The sequence below is a fragment of the Kitasatospora sp. NPDC043949 genome (assembly GCF_056435365.1).
Window position 1 is genome coordinate 22167 of record NZ_JBWKEQ010000037.1, and the last position, 20325, is coordinate 42491.

General features: G+C 72.1%; 21 protein-coding genes and 1 tRNA gene. 14 read left to right on the forward strand and 8 right to left on the reverse strand.

Translation table 11 applies throughout. The features are described from left to right. Positions 1–328 precede the first annotated feature (328 nt). The 3 genes from snpA to AC07AL_RS26710 all read left to right on the forward strand — a co-directional run bounded on the left by snpA (position 329) and on the right by AC07AL_RS26710 (position 4018). On the forward strand, positions 329–952 hold the full coding sequence (gene snpA / locus AC07AL_RS26700; RefSeq protein ID WP_350882593.1) for a snapalysin: 624 nt from the start codon (positions 329–331) through the stop codon (positions 950–952). 123 nt (positions 953–1075) lie between these two features. Continuing rightward, complete coding sequence (locus AC07AL_RS26705) at positions 1076–1735, forward strand: pentapeptide repeat-containing protein (protein WP_063349277.1); 660 nt, start codon at positions 1076–1078, stop codon at positions 1733–1735. A 207-nt stretch (positions 1736–1942) separates the two neighbouring features. Beyond that, positions 1943–4018, forward strand: coding sequence for a phosphocholine-specific phospholipase C (locus AC07AL_RS26710; protein WP_363619973.1), 2076 nt, complete (start codon positions 1943–1945; stop codon positions 4016–4018). Here the strand turns inward: AC07AL_RS26710 and AC07AL_RS26715 are convergent. Further along, positions 4008–4556 carry a serine/threonine-protein kinase gene (locus tag AC07AL_RS26715; RefSeq protein ID WP_400986618.1) on the reverse strand — a complete coding sequence of 183 codons (549 nt, stop codon included), beginning with the start codon at positions 4554–4556 and terminating at the stop codon, positions 4008–4010. The genes AC07AL_RS26710 and AC07AL_RS26715 overlap by 11 nt on opposite strands. A gap of 159 nt (positions 4557–4715) precedes the next feature. Between AC07AL_RS26715 and AC07AL_RS26720 the strand changes: the two genes are divergently transcribed. From AC07AL_RS26720 to tgmC, 6 genes are all read left to right on the forward strand, one after another. Next, positions 4716–4979 (forward strand): hypothetical protein, encoded by a 264-nt coding sequence (locus tag AC07AL_RS26720; protein WP_400844951.1) that lies wholly within the window; start codon positions 4716–4718, stop codon positions 4977–4979. Further along, positions 4951–5484 carry a DUF6879 family protein gene (locus AC07AL_RS26725; RefSeq protein ID WP_400811749.1) on the forward strand — a complete coding sequence of 178 codons (534 nt, stop codon included), beginning with the start codon at positions 4951–4953 and terminating at the stop codon, positions 5482–5484. Before AC07AL_RS26720 ends, AC07AL_RS26725 begins: the two co-directional genes overlap by 29 nt. Positions 5485–5515: 31 nt before the next feature. Next, positions 5516–6364, forward strand: coding sequence for a helix-turn-helix domain-containing protein (locus tag AC07AL_RS26730; protein WP_363583618.1), 849 nt, complete (start codon positions 5516–5518; stop codon positions 6362–6364). A gap of 116 nt (positions 6365–6480) precedes the next feature. After that, the gene (gene tgmA / locus AC07AL_RS26735; protein WP_363583616.1) at positions 6481–6753 is read left to right on the forward strand and encodes a putative ATP-grasp-modified RiPP; all 273 of its coding nucleotides are present in this window, start codon (positions 6481–6483) and stop codon (positions 6751–6753) included. A 1-nt stretch (position 6754) separates the two neighbouring features. After that, the gene (gene tgmB / locus AC07AL_RS26740; protein ID WP_478318443.1) at positions 6755–7726 is read left to right on the forward strand and encodes an ATP-grasp ribosomal peptide maturase; all 972 of its coding nucleotides are present in this window, start codon (positions 6755–6757) and stop codon (positions 7724–7726) included. After that, positions 7723–8865, forward strand: a complete 1143-nt coding sequence (tgmC, locus tag AC07AL_RS26745; protein ID WP_478318445.1) for an ATP-grasp peptide maturase system methyltransferase — start codon at positions 7723–7725, stop codon at positions 8863–8865. The genes tgmB and tgmC overlap by 4 nt, the downstream gene beginning before the upstream one ends. Before the next feature lie 21 nt (positions 8866–8886). On the opposite strand, the gene AC07AL_RS26750 is transcribed toward tgmC, so the two are convergent. Then, entirely contained in the window at positions 8887–9090 is a 204-nt protein-coding gene (locus tag AC07AL_RS26750) for a DUF397 domain-containing protein (RefSeq protein ID WP_363583610.1), read from the reverse strand. Further along, positions 9087–9914, reverse strand: coding sequence for a helix-turn-helix domain-containing protein (locus tag AC07AL_RS26755; protein WP_363583608.1), 828 nt, complete (start codon positions 9912–9914; stop codon positions 9087–9089). The genes AC07AL_RS26750 and AC07AL_RS26755 overlap by 4 nt, the downstream gene beginning before the upstream one ends. 102 nt (positions 9915–10016) lie before the next feature. Here AC07AL_RS26755 and AC07AL_RS26760 point away from each other — a divergent pair, with 102 nt between their 5' ends. Both AC07AL_RS26760 and AC07AL_RS26765 read left to right on the forward strand, forming a co-directional pair. Beyond that, positions 10017–10145, forward strand: a complete 129-nt coding sequence (locus AC07AL_RS26760) for a hypothetical protein (protein ID WP_400811758.1) — start codon at positions 10017–10019, stop codon at positions 10143–10145. A 326-nt stretch (positions 10146–10471) separates the two neighbouring features. Then, entirely contained in the window at positions 10472–10777 is a 306-nt protein-coding gene (locus tag AC07AL_RS26765) for a hypothetical protein (RefSeq protein ID WP_478318447.1), read from the forward strand. A 10-nt stretch (positions 10778–10787) separates the two neighbouring features. Here the strand turns inward: AC07AL_RS26765 and AC07AL_RS26770 are convergent, their stop codons facing one another. Further along, complete coding sequence (locus tag AC07AL_RS26770) at positions 10788–11594, reverse strand: phosphoribosyl-dephospho-CoA transferase MdcG domain-containing protein (protein ID WP_363628159.1); 807 nt, start codon at positions 11592–11594, stop codon at positions 10788–10790. Positions 11595–11767: 173 nt separating this feature from the next. Here AC07AL_RS26770 and AC07AL_RS26775 point away from each other — a divergent pair, with 173 nt between their 5' ends. Continuing rightward, positions 11768–11995 (forward strand): hypothetical protein, encoded by a 228-nt coding sequence (locus tag AC07AL_RS26775; RefSeq protein WP_363583600.1) that lies wholly within the window; start codon positions 11768–11770, stop codon positions 11993–11995. Between the two features lie 42 nt (positions 11996–12037). On the opposite strand, the gene AC07AL_RS26780 is transcribed toward AC07AL_RS26775, so the two are convergent. Then, positions 12038–15241 (reverse strand): S41 family peptidase, encoded by a 3204-nt coding sequence (locus AC07AL_RS26780; RefSeq protein ID WP_400811767.1) that lies wholly within the window; start codon positions 15239–15241, stop codon positions 12038–12040. Between the two features lie 233 nt (positions 15242–15474). Between AC07AL_RS26780 and AC07AL_RS26785 the strand changes: the two genes are divergently transcribed. Next, positions 15475–17199, forward strand: coding sequence for a chitinase (locus AC07AL_RS26785; protein WP_363583596.1), 1725 nt, complete (start codon positions 15475–15477; stop codon positions 17197–17199). Between the two features lie 62 nt (positions 17200–17261). Then, the gene (locus AC07AL_RS26790; RefSeq protein WP_478318449.1) at positions 17262–18452 is read left to right on the forward strand and encodes an MFS transporter; all 1191 of its coding nucleotides are present in this window, start codon (positions 17262–17264) and stop codon (positions 18450–18452) included. Here AC07AL_RS26790 and AC07AL_RS26795 read toward each other — a convergent pair. The 3 genes from AC07AL_RS26795 to AC07AL_RS26805 all read right to left on the reverse strand — a co-directional run bounded on the left by AC07AL_RS26795 (position 18449) and on the right by AC07AL_RS26805 (position 20281). Then, a complete protein-coding gene (locus AC07AL_RS26795) occupies positions 18449–19084 on the reverse strand; it encodes a DJ-1/PfpI family protein (RefSeq protein ID WP_363583592.1) in 636 nt (211 codons plus the stop codon). The genes AC07AL_RS26790 and AC07AL_RS26795 overlap by 4 nt on opposite strands. Beyond that, complete coding sequence (locus tag AC07AL_RS26800; protein WP_363619950.1) at positions 19084–20055, reverse strand: GlxA family transcriptional regulator; 972 nt, start codon at positions 20053–20055, stop codon at positions 19084–19086. The genes AC07AL_RS26795 and AC07AL_RS26800 overlap by 1 nt, the downstream gene beginning before the upstream one ends. A 152-nt stretch (positions 20056–20207) precedes the next feature. Further along, positions 20208–20281, reverse strand: a tRNA-Lys gene (locus AC07AL_RS26805). Positions 20282–20325: the final 44 nt, after the last annotated feature.

Here is a 20325-nt window from a genome sequence, read left to right on the forward strand (position 1 = left end):
TTCTTGCCTACCAGCCGTCCTCTCCCTCCTCCTCGTCTCCCCCCCCCCCCCCCCCCCCCCCCCCCCCCCCCCCCCCGCTCGGTTGCTTCCCCGATCGGGAGCCTAACCGCCGGTGGAGCGGAATGCCAGGGGCACGCGCGAGTCAAGGCCGGTTAAAGACATCTCAAACCCCTTTTCCGCAAGGGGTATTGATCGAAGCTATCGCGGGTTGACATCATCCGCCCGCCCGCCGGGCTGCCCGAAGCTCTGGGGACATCACCCGCTGACCAGGTGTCCCCCAGGGCCGGCCCCCAACCGGCCACGGCACCACCGGAATCGGAGCCCCCACATGAAGCGATCCGTGCTGTCCGCGACCCTCGGCCTGGCCCTCGCGGCCGGTCTCGCCGTGCTGCCCGCCACCGCCGCGTCCGCCGCCACCCCCGGCCCGGCCGTCCAGGGCTACACCGCCTCGACGTACGCCGGTTCGGCCGCCGAGGCCGCGAACAACCAGGCGTTCTTCCAGGCCGTGATGGCCTCCGCGAAGGCCAAGCAGGCCGCCAGCCCGAACCTGGCGACCGTCGTCGTCACCTACGACGCCAGCTCGGCACCGACCTTCCGCACCCAGATAGCCAACGCCGCGCAGATCTGGAACAGCTCGGTCAGCAACGTCCAGCTGCGGGCCGGCTCGGGCGGCGACTTCTCGTACTACGAGGGCAACGACAGCCGCGGCTCCTACGCCAGCACCGACGGCCACGGGCGCGGCTACGTCTTCCTCGACTACCAGCAGAACCGGCAGTACAACTCGGTCCGGGTGACCGCGCACGAGACCGGGCACGTGCTCGGCCTGCCGGACCACTACTCCGGCCCGTGCAGCGAGCTGATGTCCGGCGGCGGCCCCGGCACCTCCTGCACCAACCCGTACCCGAACAGCACCGAGCGCAGCCGCGTCAACTCCCTCTGGGCGCGCGGCTGACCTTTCTGAGGACCACACCTCGGCCCGGCCGCAGTCCGCTGCGGCCGGTCCGGGGCGTTGTCGGTGCCGCGTGCGAGCATTCGGGCGAGACCCGTTCGCCCCCGACCGTGAGGTGCCGCCGCCATGCCGCGTTCCGCCCCCGACCAGCTCACCGACCTGCCGTACGCGGACCTGCTCCGCCCCCACACCGGGCGGCTGCGCAGCGACGAGCGGTACGACACCACGCACTTCGACGGCGGCGAGCACACCGACGAGTCGGCGGCCGGGGCGGCGTTCCTGGAGTGCGCCTTCACCGGGGTCGCGCTCAGCGGGGTCAAGCTGCGCCAGGCCCGCTTCAACGAGGTCTGGGTGCAGGCCGGCCGCTGGGTGGCCTGCGACCTGAGCGACACCGAGTGGCAGGACAGCGCCTTCGTCGGCGGCGTGCTGGCCGGGGTCGCCGGATACGGCTCGGCGCTGCGCCGGGTGGTGTTCCGCGGCTGCAAGCTGGAGGCGGTCAACCTGCGGGCGGCCGTGCTGCGGGACGTCGTGTTCGAGGACTGCCTGCTGCGCGACGTGGACTTCGGCGAGGCCAAGCTGACCGAGGTGTCCTTCCCCGGCTCCACGCTGGAGGAGGTCCGGCTGCGCGGTGCCACCCTGAAGAAGACCGACCTGCGCGGGGCCGCCCGGCTCGGACTCGCGGACGGCCACCAGGGGCTGCGCGGCGCGGTCATCAGCTCCACCCAACTGCTGGAGCTGGCGCCGCAGTTCGCCCAAGCGCTGGGAATCGAGGTCAAGGACCGCTGACCAGCCACCCGCTCCGTCCCTCCCCGGCGTTTCCGCCGCCCGTTCAGCCCGGCGTCGCTCGGTGACACCCGGACGAACAGTCCGCCAACCCTGCCGCGCGCATCTGGTGGACGCCTCCGGCCGGGGTGGAAGATGCTGCGCGATCGATGAGCCCCGACTTGTGTACACAACATCGCCAGATCGCCAGTGAAGGGACGGGCCGGGCTGATGGCCGAGCTGAGTCGTAGGAAGTTCGTCACGCTGTCCGGTGCCGCCGCGGCGGGACTCGCCGTGGCAGGCACCAGCGCCGCAGGGGCCGCCCCCGGCGCGCCCGCGGTGGCCTCCACCGCCACGCTCCAGCAGACCGGCACCATCAACGACGTGCAGCACGTGGTGATCCTGATGCAGGAGAACCGCAGCTTCGACCACTACTTCGGCACGCTGCGCGGCGTGCGCGGCTTCGCCGACCGCAGCGCCATCCAGATAGCCGGCGGCTACAGCGTCTTCAACCAGCCCAACGGCCTGCTCGGCCGCCAGTACCCGTGGCAGTTCAGCCAGACCAAGCCGGCCGGCGGCGCCGACCCCGAGCGCCTCGCCCAATGCAACGGTGACCTCAGCCACGGCTGGAGCGATCAGCACAAGGCCTGGAACAGCGGCAAGATGGACTCCTGGGTCGCCGCCAAGGGCAACGTCCGCACCCTCGGCTTCCTCACCCGCCAGGACATCCCGTTCCACTACGCGCTGGCCGAGAACTGGACCATCTGCGACGCCTACCACTGCTCCGTGCTCAGCGCGACCGGCCCCAACCGCACCTACCACTGGTCCGGCCAGATCGACCCGGCCGGCAGCGCCGGCGGCCCCGCGTACGACGGCGGCGACGAGAAGGGCCTGCGCTGGCAGACCTACGCGGAGGCGCTGGAGAGCGCAGGCGTCAGCTGGAAGGTCTACCAGAACGCCGCCGACAACTACGGCGACAACGCCCTCGCGTACTTCACCCAGTTCTCCGGCGCCCCGGCCGGCAGCCCGCTGGCCGTCAAGGGCATGGGCTCGGTGCCCAAGGCCACCGGCAGGACCCCGGACGACATCGCCGCCGCGATCAGGGCCGACGTGCTGAACGGCACCCTCCCGCAGGTCTCCTGGATCGTCCCCGACCAGGCCTCCTCCGAACACCCGTACGCCACCCCGGCCGACGGCGCGCACTTCGTCCACCTGGTGATCGACGCGCTGAACGCCGACCCGAACGTCTTCAACTCGTCCGTCCTGTTCATCAACTACGACGAGAACGACGGCTTCTTCGACCACGTCCCGCCGCCGGCCGCCCCCGCCGGCACCCCGGGCGAGTTCTACAACGGCACCAACATCGGCCTCGGCTTCCGCGTCCCCATGATCGCCGTCTCGCCCTGGACCCGCGGCGGCTGGGTCAACTCCGAGACCTTCGACCACACCTCCGTGCTGCGCTTCCTGGAGACCTGGACGGCCGCCCTCGGCACGCCCGCGCAATGCCGGAACATCAGCGACTGGCGCCGCCGCGTCTGCGGCGACCTGACCAGCGCGTTCGACTTCGCCAACCCGGTCTACGGCCTGCCCGGGCTGCCCGACACCTCGCAGACCATCGGCCTGTCGGCGTGCGGCCCGCTGCCCAACCCGGCCCCGGTCAACAACCAGCTGCCGATCCAGGAGACCGGCACCCGGCCGGCCCGCGCCCTGCCGTACCAGCCGAACGCCAACCTGGACCACCTGGAGTTCGGCTCCGGCGGGGTGATGAAGGTCTGGATCACGATGGACAACGGGGGCGCGGCAGCGGCGAAGTCCGCCCACTTCGCCGCCTACGCCAACGCCTACCGCAGCGGCGGCCCCTGGCAGTACACCGTCGACCCGGGCGGCACCACCAGCGACTTCTTCAACTGCGGCACCAACTTCGGCGGTGGCCCCTACGACCTCACCGTCGTCGGCCCCAACCGCTTCCTGCGCCGCTTCAAGGGCGACGCCACCAAGGCCGGCAAGAACGCGGCCGTCACCGCCTCGTACGCGGTCGAGCCGGGGACGGGCAAGCTGGCGGTCTACTTCAAGCTCGCCAACTCCGGTACGACGCCGCTGACCTTCACCATCGCCTCCAACAACTACCGGACGGACGGCCCCTGGACGTACCAGGTCCCCGCCGGCGGCAACGTCACCGATTTCTTCAACGCCGTGGCCTATAACAACGGCTGGTACGACTTCACGGTGACGGTGGACGCGGACGCCGGCTGGTCCCAGCGCTTCACCGGCCACCTGGAGACGGGCACCCCCAGCGTCACCGGCTGACGGTCGTTGCTACATGGACGGAGACCCCACTACCCGCCTCGCCGGGCAGTGGGGTCTTGGGCGGACCGAACAGGGGGATCGGACGGCGGAGTCGCACGGTCCCGTCGCCACCGTGGATGCCGTGCTGGGGCTGGAGGTCTCCGTGCACCCACCCTTCGGCGTGGAGGTCTGCCACGGCGCGGCACAGCCCGACCGCAGCGGCCAGGGCCTCGTCCCGCCCTCCTTCGCCCTTGCGCAGGGGGCGGAGGGCCTGCCAGGTGGACGGTCCGACCAGCCACGGGGTGACGAACCAGACGCCGCCGTCGAACCGGCCGGCGGTCACGGTGTAGCCGGGGAGCTGGTCCAGCACCGAGGCTTCCCGCGCGGTGACCTCGGCGGCCTCGCCGGTGCCGAGCTTGATACTCGCGACGCGCCGCGGACCGGTCGCCTTCCAGACCGCCGAGCCCCGCCGGTTGCTGATCTCCTCCAGCTCCAGCGGTCCGCAGATGGCCGCCGCGGTTTTCAGCGCTTCGGCGGCCTCAGGAGTGAACTCGCCCATTCTCTTACTGCCTTCCACTCGCAAGGGATGTGCCGCTTGCGAGATGCGTCGGACCCGCTCCGAATGCGCCGGCCTGCTCCCCTTGCGCTCTTGAATGTCCGTCATCTCTGCGGAACGGTAATGCAAGGACGCGCAACCGGCTTGGCACGGGAGGACCCGATGGCACTACGGTTCAACGGGATGGACCCCGAGACCCAGGGGAACGGATCGCCGACGGTGTGGGTGGACGACCACGAGCGGGAGCTGGTGTTCCAGGGCTGGAAGCCCAGGGAGGAACTGCTGACCGAGGTCAGCACGACCGAGTGGGTTCCTGGCCACACGATCGGCGTCCCCGAGGGTGAGGCCGTGGTCCGTATCCCGCTCCGCATGGCGGCGATCATTAGGAAGGCACTCGATGACGCAGAACGTTCCGGACTTCTCTGACCTGCTCAAGGCCGCGCAACACTCGGCCGTGCACCTGGAGATGCGTGACTGGTACGGCGTGGGCGATGAGTCGACGGACTTCGCACGCTTCCAGCGGAGCGGCGTCCACCCCGATCTCGACCCCGAGTCCGAGGGCTGGGCCGGGTGGGTGCCTCTCGTCCGGGAGGCCGTCAGCCGGGGCGTGGTCATGCGCAGGGCCCGGATCGTTTCGGAGCCGGTGACCGACTACATCCGCTTCGAGCACGCCGGGACCGCCGTGAACGTCGCGGCCGGCGAACAGGTCCGTTGGCTTCCGCGCCGCCGGGCGTCGGACATCGCACTACCGGGCAATGACTTCTGGGTCTTCGACGGCCGGTTGGTCGAGTTCAACCACTTCACCGGCGTCGGGGACTGGGCCGACCCCAAATATGAACTGTCCGAGGACCCGGCGGTGGTGAAGCTCTGCGTCTCGGCCTTCGAAGCCGTCTGGGCGCGGGGCATCGACCACCCGGAATACACCGTCTGACCTCTGCGATATCCCACCGGACAGCCAGTTCATGCCCGCTTCTCCCTCATCCAGCGCGCAGGCCGCCCGCGCCGCCGTTGCCGCGCGTCTGCGCGAGCTGATGCTGGACGCCGGCCTCAAGGGGCAAGAACTGTCTGCCCGGTGTGGATGGCACCCGGCGAAGACCTCGCGCATCCTCTCCGCGAAAACGGCCCCTTCCGATGCGGACGTTCGGGCCTGGTGCATCGCCTGTGGCGCCGAGGAACAGGTGCAAGACCTCATTGCCACGGCGCGCGCGGTGGAGTCGATGTACATGGAGTGGCGTCGGCTCCAGCGCAACGGCATGCGCAAGGTCCAGGAGGACGTCTACGCGCTGAACGAGCGGGCCCGTCTGTGCCGGGTGTACGTGTCCAACGTCGTGCCCGGATTCTTCCAGACGCCGGCCTACGCCACGGCCTTGATGCGCTCCATCACGCAGTTCCAGGGAACTCCCGACGACGTGACAGAGGCCGTTGCCGCCCGCGTGGCCCGCAGCCGGTTCCTGTACGAGGGCGGCCGCCGGTTCGTGGTGTCGATGGAGGAGTCAGTGCTGAGGTACCGCATCGGCGATACCGAGGTGATGCGTGGCCAGCTTCGGCACCTGCTCACCGTGGGGCCGCTCGCCACCGTCTCCCTCGGGATCGTTCCGTTCACCGCCCAGCGCACCGTCTGGCCGCTGGAAGCGTTCTACTTGTTCGATGACCGGCACGCCGTGGTGGAGACCCTGACAGCCGAGATCAACGTCAGGCAGCCTCGCGAACTGGCCGACTACGCCAAGGCGTTCGTCCAGCTGTCCGAAGCGGCCGTCTACGGGGACGCGGCTCGCGCCGTGATCACAGCCGCGCTCGACACTCTCGGGTGAATCGGCGCAATATCTCGCAACTTCGTTGAGGCCGGGCGTGGCTTCTCCCTACCGTCGTTGGTGTTGCTCGGGCCGTGGAAGAGCACGGCAACGAAGAACATGGAGGCGCAGCACAGATGACAACCGCACCGTGGGGCACGACCCGAATGGGTCCGTACCCGGACACCCGCTCGGTCCCTGCCGTCTCGGCCGTGATCGACCCCGAAACGCAGGTTGCCGTGTTCGTGGACGATCAGGGTCGCAAGGTCGAGATGGGGGCGCACGGCACCAGCACGGAGACCAGCACGCCCACGAACACGGGCGGCGGTGACGGGCAGAGCGGCGGGCAGAGCGCACCCACCGACATGGACAGCATGCCAGCGAACGACCAGGACCAGGGCGCCGGCTGACATGGCGCAGGATCGACACCGGGCTGTCCTGGTCCTGACCAACGCGCACGACGTGACGGCCGATGTGGTGCTCCGCATCCTGGCCGAGCGCCGAGTCCCGGTCGTCCGGGTGGACCCCGGTGCCGATCTGCTCGGGGGTGCCTCGCTGACCGCCCACTACAGCAGGAGCGAGCAGCGGGGCACTCTCCGCACATCAAGCCGGGAACTCGACCTCACTCGGGTGCGGTCGGTCTGGGTCCGCCGGCCCTCGCCCTACCGGGCGCCGCCGGGACTGGACGAACACGCGTCCAAGTTCACCAGTGCGCAAGCATTTTGGGGTGCTGGCGGCATCTTCGCGTCGCTTCCCGACGCCCACTACGTCAATCACCCGTGGCACATCCGGAACGCGGAGTACAAGCCCGCACAGCTTGTCGTGGCGGGCCGGAGCGGTTTCCTGGTGCCGAACACGGTCATCACCGCCGATACCGACGAAGCGCGCCGGTTCTGCGCCGACCAGTCCGGCGGAGCCGTCTACAAGCCGGTGTGGGACAGCCGGTACCGAGCCCCCGACGGCACTGCGCAAACGGTGTGGGTACGGGAAGTCGATCCGGCCGAGATCACCGACGCCGTGTCCGTGTGTCCGCACATGTTCCAAGCCGCCGTGTCCAAGTCGTTCGACGTGCGGGTGACCGCCGTGGGTGACCGGTTGTTCGGTGTCCGGATCGGCAGTCCCGATCTCGACTGGCGCGAGCGTCAAGACCTGATGACGTGTACGCCGATCGAAGTGCCCGGGCCCGTTGCGCGCTCTGTGATCGCTTATCTGAACGAACTCCGCTTGGTTTACGGTGCGTTCGACTTCGCGGTGACCGCCGCAGGTGACTGGTACTTCCTTGAGTACAACCCCAACGGCCAATGGGCCTGGCAGGGTGTCGACACCGCTTCGGCGATTGCCCACGCCATCGCCGACCAACTGGAGAAGGGCCCCGACTCGTGAGCGCATCGGCTCAGCTCCGCGCCGCCCTGGTGGACGGGCTCACCGGGGACGACGCGGTCGACGATCCGGCCTGGAGGGCCGCCGCGTTGGCGGTGCCCCGGGAACTGTTCGTCGGATCGTTCTTCGCGGCGGTCCCGGGAAGCAATCCGACCGCGTACCGCCCGGTGCACAGGACCGACCCTGGTTGGCTGGAGCAGGTCTACTCGAACGAGACGCTGGTCACCCAGCTCGACGGGCGGACCCGCCCCGAGAACGTGGCCGAGGGGGCGGTGATCGGGACTCCGTCGTCATCGTCCACCTTGCCGTCGCTGGTGCTGCGCATGTGGCACCAGCTCGGCGCCGAGACCGGGCACCGGGTGCTGGAGATCGGCACGGGGACCGGCTACTCGACCGCCCTCGGCGCGCACCGCCTCGGGGACGCCAACCTGACCAGCATCGAGTACGACCCGGCGGTCGGCGCCACTGCCGCTGCCGCGATCAAGGCGGCGGGGTTCGCTCCCCGGCTGGTCATCGGTGACGGGCTGCTCGGCGACCCGGACGGGGGCGAGTACGACCGGCTGATCGCCACCTGTGCGGTCCGGTACCTGCCACCCCGCTGGCTGCACCAGGTGAAGCCCGGCGGCGTCATCCTGGCCACCCTGTCCGGGTGGGGGCTCGGGTTCGGACTCGTGCGGCTGGTCGTGACGGCCCCGGGAGAGGGGACGGGGCTGTTCATGCCCGGCTACACCAGCTTCATGATCGCCCGCCCGCACGACCGCCCGCCACGCCAAAGCCTCTCGCTGCTTCCGGGGGACGAACGTCCGTCGCGGATCGACCCCGAGGTCATCGGCACGTGGACCGGCAGTTGGGTCGCCCAGCTCGCGGCGCCCTCGGCCGAACGGATGGGAGCCGGCGGGCACCAGATCCTCTCCGACGTGGCCACCGGATCGCAGGCCCGGACCATGTCCAACCCTGACGGGGGATGGGCCGTGGTTCAGCGTGGCCCGCTCCGGCTCTGGGACCAGGTGGAGAACGCCGTCGAAGCCTGGCAGCGGGCCGGCGAGCCGCACCAGGAGGGGTTCGGCATGACGGTCTCGGCGGCCGGGCAGCGGGTCTGGATCGGAAGTGCGGACGGACCGGGCTGGAACCTGCCGATCTGACCCTTGTGCTCAGACCGGGCGTCAGGCGGTGTCGAACTCGCCGGCTCGGAGGGCGGAGACGAAGGACTGCCAGGCCTCGGTCGCGAAGAGGAGGGCCGGGCCGTCGGTGTCCTTGGAGTCTCGGACGGGGACGGTCCCGGACGGGATCAAGTTCCCCGCGACCTCGATGCAGTCGCCGCCGTTGCTGCTGTACGAAGACTTGAACCACTGAGGCTCGGCGGTCACGGTAGTTCCTCTCTCAGCTGGCTGATCAGGGCCACAGACTCGGCTTGTGAGAGTGCGAGGGCCTGTAGCTGATAGTAGGCCGTGAGGATCGGCGGTACTGCGCCGCTGTCCCGTTCCAGGTTCCCTTGTTGCGCTGATTCGGCGTAGGACATCAGCGATCGGTCCGGAAGGGTGATGATGTTCACCGGGAGATCGAACGATCGTTCCTCGCCTATGGCGTACGGAGCCACCTGGAGAACGGTGTTGGGCATCCGGGCGAAGGCTGCAAGCTCGTCGAGCTGGGCGGCCATGATGGACTTTCCGCCGACCGGCCGTCGGATGCAGCTCTCATCCAGGACGACGTGGATCAGCGGAGGGGTTTCCCGGCGCAAGTTCGCCTGTCGGCGCGCAAGGTAGGCAACCCGCTCCTCAGCCTGGTCCTCCGTGATGCTGCCCCGCCGGAGCGCGCCCGCCGCGATGGCCCGTGCGTAGTCCATGGTCTGAAGCAGCCCCGGCACGATACCCAAGGTGAACAGTCTCAGTTCCACCGCCCTTGACTCGTGCGCGACGTACTCCGGGAAGCCTTCGAGGAGCGCCGAGGTCTTGAGGTCGAGCGCCTTGCGGGCGAACACGCGATCCCATCCGAAGGCTTTGTCAAGTTCGCGAGCCAGGCGCGGTGTTGGGGGACGTCGACCAGTTTCCACGGCTGACACGTGCGTGGGTGAATAGCCGATGGCGCTCGCCAAATCTTCCTGCCGCCAACCCCGTTCCTCTCGTGAGCTGCGGAGGAACGCACCGAACTCTGCGGCTGGAGACGAGTCGGGGTCCAGCTCGGCCTTGTTCATGAACCACTCTCCAAGCACGTTTGAGAGGTTGAAGGACGTCCAATGCTAGAGGACAGTGGCGACCCCGGGTAGTCATTAAACTACGGAACGGAGTCAGCTGTGGTGAGCAAGGAGTCCCCGACCGGGCCGCTCTACCGCCCGCAGGTCGGCGAGTTGGTCGAGGACGGGACGACCGGCAGGGACGTCGTCTACATGGGCGTCCCCGCCGAGCCCCGTGGTCGGACCGCGTGAAGCGCCAACCGGCGCTCGGCGTCGACGTGTTGGCCGTAGTCCTCATGTTCGGCGTCGTCGCGTCCGAACCGATCATCCGGCGGGCCACCCGGCGGCGACTCAGCCGGGACCGCCGCCGATGACCGACCCTCCGACCTGCCCCGCACCGGACTGCTGCGCCCCGGTCGATCTGCTCAACGACGCCAACGCGGCCGGACGGACGTGGAACTGCCCGAACTGCGCCCGGTGGGGCGTCGCCTGGTCGTCGGGCTACCTGGCGAACCAGCCGTTCGAGGAGCCCCTCGTCGTCCTCGGTCGCCGGAAAGTCCGGAAGGTGGTGAACCGCGATGCCGATGTTCGGGCGCGCGTTCCTCGGCCTGATGCGTAAGGCTCGGGTCACCTGCTTGTGGCTCTGGGGTGCACACCTCCAGTTCGCGCCGCCGGTCCTGTGGCTCAGCCCTGAACGGCGCCGAGCGGTCGCGGCGGTGGAACGGACACTCGCCGAGGAATGGCACATCCGGCAGACCTGCGACGAGGCCGCCCGGGACGCCCTGCACGCCGAGCTGTCCGAGGCAGTGGCCGGACTCCACCTCGCCCCGGCGCCCCGCCGCCGACCTCGGGCGGCGCCCCGACCGCCCAACCGTCCCAACTAATTACGACGGCTCAGACGAACGGGCCGCGCGGGAACCACGGGTCGCGGACCTCCCGGGGCCCGTCCGGAGTCAGCAGGGTGAGGGTGTACGGCGAGGCCGCGTACTCGGCGAGCTGCACCGAGCCGTAGCGGGTCTCCAGTTCGGCCTGCACCGGGACCGACAGCCTGCTCAGCGCCCGCCGCAGTTGCAGCGCGTCCCGGCGGCTGATCGGGTGCGGGGTGCGCAGGACCAGTCGCAGCGGGCTCAGCGGTCCGGCGACCGGCACGCCGGTGCCCAGCTCGTAGCCGACCGCGCCGATCGGGCCCCAGGACAGCCGGTGGTCCGCGACCAGCCGGCCGACCGCCGGCAGCAGGGCCAGCGCCGGAATCCCGGCGACCCGCTCGGGGTCCAGCCGCCCGCACCGCCCGGCCAGCTGCTCGGGCCGCAGCGTCCGGGCCACCGCGGCCCAGGGCGCCAGCGCGTCCAGCCGCTGTCCGGGGCGTGGCCCGCGCACGATCACCGGGATCCACTGCTCGGGGGCGGCCTCCGGGTCCCGGGTGCAGCGCTGCGGGTGCGGCACGTCCGCCGGGGTGCCGACCAGGGAGGGGGCCCGGCCGACCGTCACCCAGGGGTGCACCCGCAGCACGGCCCGCGTCCAGTCCGGCAGCTCGCCGCCCGCCAGCGGGCGCAGCGAACTGGGGCACTGCATCAGCAGCAGGTCGTGGGTGCCGGGCAGCCGCCCGTCCAGCGCGGCCAGCGGCCCGACCCGCCGGCGCGGCCCGTCGTGGGGGTCCTCGGCGGTGCGACGGGCTTGGCGGGCGGAAGGTGCGACGGTCACGGTGGGCTCCAGACGGTGGCGTCAGTTCGGCCGACGGCTCCAATCTGCGCCGGGTGCCCGCCTCCGCGCCACGGCCGTTGGGCGCGTTCACCAGGGACCAAAGGCTCAACGTGCGACTCCGGGTGCCCGGTGTGAGAGTGGGGGAAGCCCGGTATCCGTTCGGAGGAGGAGTCATGGGCATCTTCGACAGGTTCCGCCACAAGGCGCACGAGGCGACCGGGCAGGACGCCGCCGAGCGTGCCGCCATCGCCCACGACGAGGCCGTGGACGCGTACAGTCCCGAGATCGAGCGGGCCCGCGAGACCCAGGAGGCCCGCGAGTCGGAGCGGCGTGCCGCCCAGGACGAGGCCGACCGGCGCGCGGCCGAGAACATGACGGCCGAGGGCGACCCCTGGGGCTGAAACCCCAGAAGACCCCCAAGCCCCAAGCCCCAAGCCCCCAGGTCACCGCGCCCGCGGCGGCAGCGGCGGGCGTCGCAGATCCGGCCGGGGGGTGTCCTCCGGCGGGGGAGCCGCGGCGGGCGCGTCCTCCAGCAGGTCCAGCGCCAGCTGGACGGCGGCGACCAGCTCGGGGTGGCGCCCGCGGGCCCAGTCGCGCGGGGTGCGCAGCACGTGCACGTCCGGTTCGACGCCGCGGTTCTCCACCGACCAGCCGAGTCCGCCTTCGAACCAGGAGGCGTTCTTGGGCACCGAGATCCGGGTGCCGTCGCCGAGGGTGTGCCGCCCGGTCATCCCGACGACCCCGCCCCAGGTCCGGTTGCCGACGACGGGGCCGAGGCCGAGCAGCTTGATCGCCGCGATGACCACGTCGCCGTCCGAGCTGGTCGCCTCGTCGGCGAGCGCCACGAGCGGGCCGCGCAGTGCGTGTCGGGGCCAGCGGACCGGCTGGCGGTCCCGGCCGAAGTCCCAGGCGAGGACGTGCCGGGTGAGTTTCTCCAGGACCAGTTCGGAGACGTTGCCGCCGGCGTTGCCGCGCACGTCCAGGACGAGTGCGGGCTTGTCCAGCTCGCGCCGCAGGTCGCGGTTGAACTGCGCCCAGCCGGAGCCGCCGAGGTCCGGGATGTGTAGGTAGCCGCACCGGCCGTCGCTGAACTCCCGGACCAGGAGGCGGCGTTTGGTCACCCAGTCCTGGTAGCGGACGGCCCGTTCGTCGGTCAGCGGGGTGACGGTGATCCGCCGTACCGGGCCGTCCGGGCTGCTACGCAGGGCCAGTTCGACGGTGGTGCCGCCGGTGCCGGCCAGCAGCGGCAGCGGGCCGCGCACCGGGTCCACCGGGCGGCCGCCGACGGCGAGCAGTTCGTCGCCGTCCCGGACGCCCTGGGCGGCGAGCGGGGCGCGGGCGCGCGGGTCGGAGGTCTCGCCGGGCAGCACCCGCTCGACCAGCCAGCGTCCGTCGGGGGAGCGGTGCGCGTTGGCGCCGAGCAGGCCGAGCGGCTGCTGGCCGAGCGAGGGCCCTTCGGCGCGCCGGGACGGGGTGACGTAGGCGTGCGAGGTGCCGAGTTCGCCGAGGAGTTCGCGCAGCAGGTCGGCGAAGTCGTCGGGTGAGCAGACCCGGTCCAGCAGCGGCTCGTACTGGGCGGTCAGGGCGGGCCAGTCCAGGCCGGACATCCGCTCGTCCCAGAACTGGTCCCGGACGATCAGGGCGGCCTCGTGGTAGGCCTGGCGCCACTCGGCGGCGGGGTGCACGGTGTGGGTGATCCGCCGCAGGTCGACGGTGCTGCCGGCGCCACCGGTGACCGGGACGATCCGCAGGGTCCCGGCCGAGTAGACCGCGATCGAGCCGCCGTCCCCGGAGACGGCGTAGCCGTCCAGCTTGTCGACCAGGGTGGTGCGGGTGCCCCGGGCGAGGTCGAAGTACTCCAGCGAGGGGCGGCCGGAGGTGTCGTCGGGGCTGGCGAAGGTCTGCCCGAGGGTGCCGGAGATCGGCCAGCGCAGCCAGACCAGGCCGCCGCGCACCGCGTCGGTGGCCGAGTACTTGGAGGCGATCACCGGGAACTGCAGCAGCCGCTCGCCGATGCCCTGCGGGTCGACGCGGACGGTGCCGTCGCCGCCGCCGTTGCCGCGCGGGGCGCCGTCCTCGGCGGGCGCGGCGAACGGGGACGGCGTGTCGGCGGTGAGCGGGACGAGGTAGGGGCGGCAGCCGAGCGGGAAGGAGAGGTCGCCGGTGTGCACGTCGTGGACGGGGTCGAAGCCGCGCCAGGACAGGAAGGCCAGGTAGCGGCCGTCCCGGGTGAACACCGGCTGCTCGTCCTCGAAGCGGCCGTCGGTGACTTCGGTGACCGGCCCGGGTGCTTCGGTGCGGGTGAGCCGGATCCGGCGCAGCGAGCGCCCGGCCACCGGCTGGGACCAGGCGATCCAGTGCGAGTCGGGGGAGAAGCGGGCGCTGGAGACCGGCCCGTAGCCGGAGGCGGCGAGTTCGCGGACGGCGCCGTCGGCGGCGGCGACCAGCAGCAGCCGCCCGTCGGAGGCGGCGACGGCGAGGTGGGCGCCGTCGGGGGAGGCGGTGAGTTCCAGGACGCGGCCGATCCGGTCGGCGGCGAGCACCCGGTGGCGGTGCTTCTCCGTTTCCTCGTGCCCCGGCAGCGGCATCACCTCGATCGCGTCGGCGCCCTCGGCGTCGGTGATCCAGGCGGCCTCGCCGGTGTGTCCGAGGATCACCGGCAGCCGGGTCCGCACCCCGGGGGTGTCGGCGAGCGCGCGGGCCGGGCCGTCCTTGTGGGTGAGCCAGTACTGGCTGCCGCGCACGGTGATCACCCCGGCCCGGCCGCTCTGGTCGCAGGCCAGGTCCTTGACCTGGGAGGCGGCGCTGACCTGGTACGGGCGGCGGCCGGCCCGGGCGCCGCCGAGCGGGACGGCGAGCCGGCGCGGGGCGGGGGCGTCCAGGCCGTCCAGCAGCCAGAGGTCGCCGGCGTGCTGGTAGACGATCCGGGTGCCGTCGGTGGCGGCCTCGCGGGCGTAGTAGGAGGCGTGGTCGGTGTGCCGGCGCAGGTCGGTGCCGTCGGGGCGGCAGGAGTAGACGTTGCCGATGCCCTCGTGGTCGGAGAGGAAGGCGATCCGCCCGGCGACGGGCATGGGGGAGGCGAGGTGGCCGGGGTGGCCGGCCAGGATCTGTTCGCCGTCCGCCCAGAGCCGGCCGGTGGCGCCGCCCCGGTAGCGCTTCCAGGCGGCGGGCTCGTGCGGGGCGGCGCCGGTGAGCAGCACGGTGCGTTCGCGGCTCATCTGGGCGTCGCCGACGGGGCCCCAGGGCATCCGGTGGCCGGGGGAGCCGTCGGGCGGCAGGGCGTGCGCCCAGGTGTAGTGGCCGAACGGCTCGTGGTAGGAGGTGACGGCGAGCACCTCGCCGTCCGGCAGCCAGCCGCGCACCCGGGTGTCCTGGCTGCCCCAGTGGCTGAGCCGTTCGGCCTCGCCGCCCTCGACGGGGGCGGTCCACACCTCGGGGGTCAGGTTCAGCCAGCTGGTCCAGGCGAGGGTGCGGCCGTCGGGGGAGAAGCGGGGGTGGCTGACCCGGGTGCGGTCGCAGCTGACCCGCCAGGCCCGGCCGGCGGCGCCGTCGGCGTCGAGCGGGGCGATCCAGATGTCGTCCTCGGCGGTGAAGGCGAGCAGCCCGCCGTGCAGGTGGGGGTAGCGGAGGTAGCCGGGCGGGGTCACCCCTCCATCCTTCGACGGAGTGTCACCTCCGGCAACCGGGGCGGCCCGTCGGGGCTGCCTGGCGGACGGTGCGTAGGCCGCGGACCGGTCTGGACCATTGACACCGCAGTGTCGAATCCACTTCAGTGGTCTAGTCCAACTTGGGTGCCAGGCCGGGCCGCTCCCCCCACTGGCGCGTGCTCCGGCGTGCCCTCGGACGTCCCCCACGACCGCGCCATCGCAGGAGCCCCCGCATGCGCAGAACCACACCCGCACCCGCCCCCGCCCGCCGGAAGCAGCCCCGCACCCTGCTCGCCGCCGGCACCGCCTCCGCCGTCGCCGCGGCCACCCTGGTCGGGGTCACCCTGGGCCTGGCGCCCGCCGCCTCGGCCGGCGAGTTCCTGGTCAACGGCGGCTTCGAGTCCGGCTCGCTCGGCCCCTGGAGCTGCACCGCCAACTCCGGCAGCGTCGTCACCAGCCCGGTGCACGGCGGCGGCTACGCCCTCGCCGCCGCGGCCACCGCGGGCGACACCGCCCAGTGCGGCCAGACCGTCACCGTCGCCCCCAGCACCACGTACACGCTCAGCGCGTACGTCAACGGCTCGTACGTCTACCTGGGCGTCGACGGCGGCGGCCCCAGCACCTGGACCCCCGGCACCGGCGGCGGCTACCAGAAGCTCAGCGTCAGCTTCACCACCGGCGCCACCCAGACCAGCGCCACCGTCTACACCCACGGCTGGTACGGCCAGGGGACCTACTACGCGGACGACGTCTCGCTGGACGGGCCGGGCGCCCCCAGCCCGACGCCGACGCCCACCGGGTCCCCGACGCCCACGCCGACCGCGACGCCCACCGGCACCCCGACGGGCACCCCGACCGGCACCCCGACGGGCACGCCCACCGGGACACCGACGGGAACGCCCACCGGCACCCCCACCGGCACCCCGACCACCCCGCCGCCCGGCAGCCACGCCCTGGTCGGCTACCTGCACGCCAGCTTCGCCAACGGCGCCGGCTACACCCGGATGGCCGACGTCCCGAACTCCTGGGACTTCATCGACCTCTCCTTCGGCGAGCCCACCTCCGTCACCTCCGGCGACATCCGGTTCAACCGCTGCTCCGTCACCGACTGCCCGACCGTGGAGTCCGACGCCGACTTCAAGGCCGCCATCGCCGCCAAGCGGGCCCAGGGCAAGAAGGTGCTGATCTCGATCGGCGGCCAGAACGGCCAGGTCCAGCTGACCACCACCGCCGCCCGCGACACCTTCGTCAGCTCGGTCTCGGCGATCATCGACAAGTGGGGCCTGGACGGCCTGGACATCGACTTCGAGGGGCACTCGCTCTCCCTCAACACCGGCGACACCGACTTCAAGAACCCGACCAGCCCGGTCATCGTCAACCTGATCTCCGCACTGAAGACCCTCAAGGCCAAGTACGGCCCGGGCTTCGTGCTGACCATGGCGCCGGAGACCTTCTTCGTCCAACTCGGCTACCAGTACTACGGTTCCGGTCCCTGGGGCGGCCAGGACCCGCGCGCCGGGGCGTACCTGCCGGTCATCTACGCGCTGCGCGACGACCTCACCCTGCTGCACGTCCAGGACTACAACTCCGGCTCCATCATGGGCCTGGACAACCAGTACCACTCGATGGGCGGCGCCGACTTCCACGTCGCGATGACCGACCTGCTGCTCAACGGCTTCCCGGTGGCGGGCAACACGAACAACATGTTCCCGCCGCTGCCCGCCTCCAAGGTGGCCATCGGCATGCCGGCCACCACCAACGCCGGCAACGGCTACGTCGCCCCGGCCGAGGTGAACAAGGCCCTGGACTGCCTCACCAAACTGGCCAACTGCGGTTCGTACGTGCCGCGTTCGGGCGCCCAGCCGAACCTGCGCGGGCTGATGACCTGGTCCGTCAACTGGGACCAGTTCGGGGGCCGGGAGTTCTCCAAGAACTTCGACGGCTACTTCCGCCGCTGAGGTGACGTCGGTGGGAACCGTGCTTGAACCTGACACCGGTGTGAGGATCGAGCATGGTTCCCATGGCGACCACACAGCTCCCGACTCCCTTAGCCCGCACCCCTTTTCCCCTGCCCGCCCTGCTCGCCCTGGCCACCGCCGTCTTCGTCACCGCGCTCACCGAGACCCTGCCCGCCGGCGTGCTGCCCGGGATGGGCGGGGCCCTCGGCGTCAGCGAGTCGGCCGCCGGGCAGACCGTCACCGTCTACGCGCTCGGGACCGCCGCCACCGCGATACCGCTCACCGCAGCCACCGCCGGCTGGGGCCGCAAGCGGCTGCTGCTCACCGCGATGGCCGGCTTCGCCGCCGCCAACACCGTCACCGCGGCCTCCGCGAACTACCCGCTCACCCTGGCCGCCCGCTTCCTCGCGGGCGTCGCGGCCGGCCTCGCCTGGGCGCTGCTGGCCGGGTACGCGCGCCGGCTGGTGCCGGTCGAGCAGCAGGGCCGGGCCATGGCGGTGGCGATGGCGGGCGTGCCGGTGGCGCTGTCGCTGGGAGTGCCGGTCGGCACCTTCCTCGGCCAGGCGCTCGCCTGGTGGGTGCCCTTCCTGGCCATGACGGCACTGGCGCTCGGCGTGATCGGCTGGATCGCGGCCCTGCTGCCGGACCAGCCCGGACGACCCGCCGGTGAGCGCGCCCCGGTGCGGAGCGCGCTCACCGTGCCCGGGGTGGCGCCGGTGCTCACCGTGACGGTGCTCTTCGTGCTCGCCCACACCATCCTGTTCACCTACATCGCGCCCTTCCTCGACCGGACCGGCCTCGGCGACGCGACCGACACCGTGCTGCTGGTCTTCGGCCTGGCCTCGCTGGCGAGCATCTGGTTCACCGGTTCCCACATCCACCGCCGGCTACGGCAGTTGACGATCGGCGGTGCGCTGCTGGTCGCCCTGTCCGCGGGCCTGCTCGGCCTCTGGTCGCACAGCACACCGCTGGTGTACGCCGCCGCCGCGCTCTGGGGCCTGGGCTGGGGCGGCGCCCCGACCCTGTTGCAGACCGCCGTCGGCGACGCGGGCGGCGAGCGGGCGGACGCCGCCCAGGCGGTACTGGTCACTCTGTGGAACGCCGCGATGGCGGGCGGCGGCGTGGTCGGCGGCCTGGTGCTGGGCCGCCTGGGCACCGGCGCCCTGCCCTGGACGGTGCTCGCCCTGATGCTGCCCGTCCTGGCGGTGGTCACCGGCGCCCGCCGCCACGGCTTCCCGACCGGGCGCCGTTAGCGCAGCTGGAGCCCGTTGGCCAGCAGCTCGGCGACCAGTTCGGGCCGGGCCGTCGCGACCGAGCCCGCCGAGTACGGCGGCTGCGGGTCGTACTCGATGACCAGCTGGATCGCCTCCGCGGTCGCGTCCCCGGCCATCAGGCCGGTCAGCGTCAGCGCGAGGTCGATCCCGGCCGAGACCCCGGCCGCGGTCGCGTACTTGCCGTCGACCACGACCCGCTCCGTCCCGGTCGGCTCCGCCCCGAACTTCTTCAGCGCGTCGAGGCAGCACCAGTGCGAGGTGGCCCGGCGCCCCGCCAGCAGTCCGGCGGCGCCCAGCAGCAGGGAGCCCGAGCAGACCGAGGTGGTCCAGGTGGTGGTGGCGTCCACCGCGCGCACCCACTCCAGCACGGCCTGGTCGGCCAGCCGGGCCTCCGTCCCGGGCCCGCCCGGGACGAGCAGCACGTCGGCCGCGGCCACCTCGTCCAGGGCGGCCTCCGCGGTCAGCGACAGGGTCTTCATGTCGGTGCGGACCGGGCCGCGCTTCGCGGCGGTGAACACCACCTCGGCGCCGGGGATGCGGGACAGCACCTCGCAGGGGCCGACGGCGTCCAGGGCGGTGAACCGGTCGTAGAGCAGAACGGCGATGCGCATCAGTGTCCTCCAACAGGATCGGGTCGGAAGCGGCGTCGGTACTCGGCGGGCGGGGCGGCCAGGGACCGGACGAAGGCGCGCCGCATCGCCTCCGGGGTGCCGTAGCCGCAGGAGCGCGCGATCTCCTCGATGCCGTCGGCGGTGTCCTCCAGCAGCCGCCGGGCGGCCTCCAGCCGGACCCCGTCCACGTACCGGCCCGGGGTCACCCCCACCTCGGTGGCGAAGGCCCGGGCGAAGTGCCGCGGTGACAGCGCCGACCTGCGGGCCAGCGCCTCGACCGACAGGTCGGCCTCCGGGTGCTCGGCGATCCACCGCTGCACCTCGCGCAGCGGCTGCCGGGCCGCCACCTGGGCGGCCAGCTGGGTGCTGAACTGGGCCTGGTTGCCCGGCCTGCGCAGGAAGACCACCAGGTGGCGGGCGATCAGCAGGGCGGCGTCGCGTCCCAGGTCCTCCTCGACCAGGGCCAGCGCCAGGTCGATCCCGGCGGTGACCCCGGCCGAGGTGGCGACGTTCCCGTCCCGGACGTGGATCGGGTCCGGGTCCACCTCGACGTCCGGGAACCGCCGGGCCAGCGCCTCGCAGTACGCCCAGTGCGTGGTCGCCCGGCGCCCGGCCAGCAGCCCGGCCTCGGCGAGCAGGAAGGCCCCGGTGCACACCGACACCACCCGCTCGGCCCGGCCGGCCAGCTCCCGGATCCGTGCCACCAGCGCACCGTCCGGGAGGTCGCTGCCCAGCCCGCCGGGGACCAGCAGGGTGTGCACCGGCCCGACCCCGGCCAGGTCCGTGTCCGGCAGCAGCCGCAGCCCGCTGTGGCTGCGCACCGGCCCGCCGCCCGGGGAGGCGGTGGTCACCCGGTACGCCCCCGGCTGCCCGGCGGCCGCGCCCGCCCCCGCGAACACCTCCACGGGACCGGTCACGTCGAGGCTCTGCACGCCCTCGTAGAGGACGACGACCACGCTGCGCGCTCTCATGCGACCAGCCTGTCACCGGGCCGCAGTGGCAGCAATGACCCGTTTCCCACCTTTCCTGCCACAGTCGGCGGGGATGCCGGTGGGATTGCCGGCGGGGAGCGCGGAAACGCCGGAAGGCCCCTCGCTCTCGCGAAGGGCCTTCCGGCTGTCTGTGCGCCGCCAGGGACTCGAACCCCGGACCCGCTGATTAAGAGTCAGCTGCTCTAACCAACTGAGCTAGCGGCGCCTGCTGACGCGGAGAACATTACCTGGTCAGCAGCCGAAACACAC